General features: G+C 37.7%; 3 protein-coding genes. All 3 read right to left on the bottom strand.

Annotated features, from left to right (window positions below; all coding sequences use genetic code 11):
- Positions 1 to 4,117: Ig-like domain-containing protein (locus DKT72_RS18320; protein ID WP_220628153.1), on the bottom strand; the 4,117-nt coding region annotated here is incomplete at its 3' end.
- Between the two features lie 6 nt (positions 4,118 to 4,123).
- Complete coding sequence (locus DKT72_RS17725; protein WP_111310092.1) at positions 4,124 to 4,675, bottom strand: DUF4347 domain-containing protein; 552 nt, start codon at positions 4,673 to 4,675, stop codon at positions 4,124 to 4,126.
- A gap of 443 nt (positions 4,676 to 5,118) precedes the next feature.
- The coding region (locus DKT72_RS17720; RefSeq protein ID WP_162623370.1) for a PorP/SprF family type IX secretion system membrane protein at positions 5,119 to 5,659 on the bottom strand (541 nt) is incomplete at its 5' end.

Below are 5,659 nucleotides of genomic sequence, written 5' to 3'. Positions count from 1 at the left end.
CATCGGGAGTGCCATCGTTGTCATCATCTGGATCTGCATTGTTGCCCATGCCATCGCCATCGGTATCCGTATCTTCTGTTGTATCTAATGGGAAGGCATCCTGGTCATCGGGAGTACCATCGTTGTCATCATCTGGATCTGCATTGTTGCCCATGCCATCACCATCCGTATCGGTATCCTCACTTGAATCCAATGGAAAAGCATCCTGGTCATCGGGAGTGCCATCGTTGTCATCATCTGGATCTGCATTGTTGCCCATGCCATCGCCATCGGTATCGGTATCCTCCGTTGTATCTAATGGGAAGGTATCTTGGTCATCGGGAGTGCCATCATTGTCATCATCTAGATCCGCATTGTTGCCCACGCCATCACCATCCGTATCGGTATCCTCCGTTGGATCTAATGGAAAAGCATCCTGGTCATCGGGAGTGCCATCATTGTCATCATCTAGATCCGCATTGTTGCCCACGCCATCACCATCCGTATCGGTATCCTCCGTTGGATCTAATGGAAAAGCATCCTGGTCATCGGGAGTGCCATCATTGTCATCATCTAAATCCGCATTGTTGCCCACGCCATCACCATCCGTATCGGTATCCTCACTTGAATCCAATGGAAAAGCATCCTGGTCATCGGGAGTGCCATCATTGTCATCATCTAAATCCGCATTGTTGCCCACGCCATCACCATCCGTATCGGTATCCTCACTTGAATCCAATGGAAAAGCATCCTGGTCATCGGGAGTACCATCGTTGTCATCATCTGGATCTGCAATGTTGCCCACGCCATCTCCATCGGTATCCGTATCTTCTGTTGGGTCGTATGGGAAGGCGTCCTGCTCATTTGGGGTCCCGTCTCCATCTATATCTGGATCAACAACATCTGCAAGACCATCACCATCCGTATCTTTTAGAGCACCTAAAGACATGGTATAACTATCTGTACTTAATGCATTTGATTGATCTTTTACTTTAAAGCTAAATGATGCATAATCTGTTCCATAACCATCGGTTGCCGTGGTATAGACTAACTTTGTAACATCATCAATTAAGTCATTATTTTGAACAGGATAGCCATTGTAAGTTAATGTTCCTGTACTAGGGATTTGTATGATTTGAATACCATTAAAACCATCTCCTGCATCTACATCTGTAAATGTAAAATCTGAAGCTTTAAAACTATAGCCAATATCTTCAACAACTTCTAATGAGACATTCCCTCCTTCAGGAAGATCATTTTGTAAAGCTATATTTAATGTTACTGTTACAGTTCCGGAAAAATTATTAGCATCTTCAAATCGGTAGGTAAAACTGTCTGTATCTACTTCATCTCCATTATTTTCATAGGTAAAGGTACCATCATTATTAAATGTAAATGTAGCAGCATGTGCTGGTCCACTCATTAAATAATAGGTAAGCTCATCACCATCTACTTCCTCATCGTTTGTAGAAACATCTTCTGTAATAGAGGCATTTTCGTCTACATTGAAACTATCTACTACAGCAACTGGTAAATCATCTACTGATTGAATAGAAATGGTTATAGTTCCGGTTACATTTAAACCGTCATTGTCTAATTGATAAACCACAGTATCTGTACCATTTTTATTAAGATCTGGAGTATAAATAATATTATTATCTCCATCTACGGTAGCGGTACCTTTTGTCCCTTGAGTATGTATGGTTACTGCTACAGTACCTCCAGCATTATAACTATCATTAAACAATACGTTGATTGGAGATGATGCTGTATCTTCTTGGGTTATTGCCAAATCATTTTCAGCAGTCAATATTAAAGTTAAACTATAAGGCCCAAAAGTGGCAGTCCCTACATTCCCTGCTTGATCTTTAGCTTCGGCATGAATATACCATGTGCCTCCAGAAGAAAAAGACACCTCTTTGGATTGGCTATTACTCCATGATCTCCAACTAGTAGCATCTGTTGCCGGTGGCGTGATACTTTGACTTAAAGCATAACGTTGCACATCAAATCCGCTGCCAGAGGTTTCATCTTCAAATGTTAATTGAACCGTATCTTCTGTAGTGATATTTCCATTAGCAGGTGACGCTGTTATGGTAGGATTTGAATTATCATCAATAATGGTTAACGTTCTATAAAAAGGTAAGGACCAAACACCAGTATTTGTTTGTGTTCTTAAACTAATGATATAATCGGCACTTCCTGTATTATAGGCAGAGAAATCTGTCATAGGAGTTCCTCCATTGTAAATTTGAGTATCGGTTGGGTTGCCCGCATTATCGTAAACCCTTTTGACTACAATCCATTCTTCGGTAGATAAGGTTCTACCATAAGGATCTGAAGAATTGTTTTGCACATTTATAGTCATCGCTCCAGAATAGGTAGTTAAAACGTCTGGCATGATGTTGAACTGAGCAATTGGTAAATCTTCACTACCCCCAGAAGCCGATGTTTTTTCTATATAAACACTTGCTGGTTTACTCCAAGTACCTTGGTGGTCTTGAACGGTAAGCATGATTAAATATTGTCCGTCAGGCTGTCCTGAAGGACTAAACTGTCCATCCGTCCAATCATTAGTACTAGCTGCATCAACTGCTTTCCATTTCCATTCAGATTGCGCAATACCATTATTGGCACCACCATCTAAATCATAAGAATTATTGGTTAATGTGCCGGCACCTGGATTGTAAGTAAAACTTGCGACGGGTTTTCTATGAAAAAATAATATGGTTGGAGCCGTGGGCATATCTTCAAATGAAAATGTGTATTTTCCCGTTTTTTCATAAAACTCTGGTACATCTTCTAAATAAAGATTATTCCAAGAAACTTTTCCTGTATTGTTAGGAAAAAAGGTCTCATCATGTGTTATTTTCCAACGTCCATTAGGATAACTCGCATTGGCTGTGTTTTTCTTTAATTCTGTTGGTGTAACAGCTATTTCAACAGAGGTTCCTGCTATAAAATAATCTCCTGCACTAATAGTTCCAAACTGATATTGTTCATAAATGTATTGGGCAATGCTATCAATCCAAGAAGACCAATTACCTGAATCCCTATTTATAAAAGTACCCTTATTGTTATTCTGAGCGACAAAACGTTCAAATTGGTCTTTATTGTCATTAACACCCCAACCTAAATAATGAATATCTTCATTGATAGTACGCATTAAGATTTCAGATAAATCGGAATCTTTATTAAAACCAGCTACTTCTTGATCATCTAAATTCACATTAAAACGCATAGCACTATTACGCCATTGTGGTTCACGAAGTACATCTTTAAATTTTTTAAGGGTTAAACTAGTTACCTCTATGTTCTTAAATGTTGCATACGGTTGACTATTCGAGAAAAAACCATAGCTGCCTCCAATCTCTTCAGTAGCTGTATAATCGATTATTAATACATTATCTATCCATATTTTTGCGCTTTTGCCTTTTACCTCCAATTTAACATGATACCAAGTAGATGTTGCTCCTTTGGTAAAAATAGTATTTGCAGCACTTTGTAAGCCCTGTACATAATGACGTGGGTCTGTAGAGTTACCATCGTTACGCGTAATCTTATAAAGACCAGAGGCAAAACCATCTCCTGGAATAAAATCGGACGCACTTATGAATGTTCTAACTAATCCTGAAAGATTAAATAAGTAAGATCCAATGGGACCATTTTTTATACCAAAAGTAATACCCATATCATCATCATCATTTCCCTGTGTACTAGCTACATCAACCTCCATAGTATAGTTAGAAGAGTCAAAAACAGGGTCATAAAACCCTGAAAGATAATCATTATTTATCCTTCTAATAAATTTCTGAGCATCATCAAACTCCCATGTAGTACTATGATAGCCCCACCTTGTCCAACCATTAAATATGGCTGCTGCATCCTCAGAATTTGAAGATATGGTTGATCGTTCAAACCCTTGAACGTATAGCTTTGACTTTGGGATGCCCTTGCTTTCTAATGCAGCTCCCAAATCAGTTTCGAAATCATCTATATTTTGGTCTGTAACCCCTACAGTTAATACAACATCAATATTAGGACCTTGCCTTACCTCCATATCTACTGTCTGTGCCTGTAGATTTTGCAATAGTATACTGGAGAAGATTACTATTAAAAAATAATATAATTTATTCATGATTGGTTATTTAAATAAGTTATTAGTTATTACTTTTCTTGCTGTTGAAAAATCAAAGCTAAATTCATCACTATTTAAAGATTCACAACTTCTACAAGAGGCTACATTAAGCCGTGTTTGTAATGCTATATTCTTTAAAAGTGAAATACCACTATCGTTTCCTGCCAATGAGCAGGAATAAATCAATAAGTCAATTTTGTTAGTAATAAAATCAGCCTTGGCAAAACCATCCATTTGAGCATCAGTTAGCAATACTCCTTGATTCACATTGCTTCCTGTAAGAATTATTTTATTAGTTGTTGTTTCTGCAAATAAATGAACACTCTTAAACTCATCATTGGCTTTAAGCTCGCGAAGTAACTGTTCCCATATATTAGTTTCACTATTCAATTCAACAACTTTAACAGAAGCCGGAACCGAAGCAATAATGCCCATTTTGTTTGGATAGTCTTGGTCGATTAATACCAGCTCACTAGACTGAGCTAATAAAACAGCCGCTCCATTCATAAAAAACAGAAGCATGATGATAAAATGGTTTTTGAGGATTTTTAATTTCATAAGATTTGGGTTTTAAGTGTTATTACATTTATAGAGATATACTGTATAAGAAAAAACATTATATGCTTTTAATCGATACAAACATACACTTAGTCCGATAATTTGAAATTGAAAAAAGATTTACTTCTTGATATAAATCAATAAAATATTGTTTTTTATCGATTATAAATGCATTTTATCTGATTTAATTATAAAAAACAAGTATAAACACATGTTTTTATCAAAACACTGATCTTACTATTTTGGTAATTAGAAAAATGGAAACTATTAAGATATCAGATATCACCTTTAGTCCACGATGACTTCTCATAATTAGGGGCATCATGAAAAATAAAATTTCCCCCTCAACTAGTAATCTTCCTTCATTATGAAAAATGAAAAGAAAAAAAGACCAACAGTTTTGTTGGTCTTTTCATTGCTTATTCTAAATAGAAATTAAGGAACTACAACTTAAGGTGCAGCATAATCTCATGGGTCCCATTGTCCATATGCTGGATGGAACTTTTAAGGGAAGATTCATAGGCATAGCCTATGCGCATCGATTTCGAAGCATTGAAGAACACCATACCGCTAACGCTCTCGTCAATCCTGTAAGCCGCTCCCAAATCAAAATTATGGTTGAACTCAAACACCCCAGTCAAGTCAACAGATAAAGGCGAGGCGTTTACATAACGGAACAGCACGCTCGGTTTAAAAACGGTCGACCCTCCCAATGCAACGTCATATCCCCCTGACAAATATACATGGGTCCTATTAGATCCTACGGTCGCTATCCCGTTTTCTTCCTCCAACCTATCTGAATTCAAGATCTTAGGGACCGATAACGAAATAAAATAGTCTTCATGTCTCAAATAGATCCCTGCCCCAAAATTAGGGTTCAGCCTACCGCTCAGGTTCATCAATTTGGGGTCCTGGGCAACTCCATAGGTCACCAATCCGTCCGTATTCGCATTATAGGAATTAAATCCGCCCTTAATACCAAAG

It is taken from the genome of Confluentibacter sediminis, from assembly GCF_003258355.1.
In the GTDB taxonomy this organism is placed as follows: Bacteria; Bacteroidota; Bacteroidia; order Flavobacteriales; family Flavobacteriaceae; genus Confluentibacter; species Confluentibacter sediminis.
This window is presented reverse-complemented; position numbering and strand designations above follow the sequence as displayed.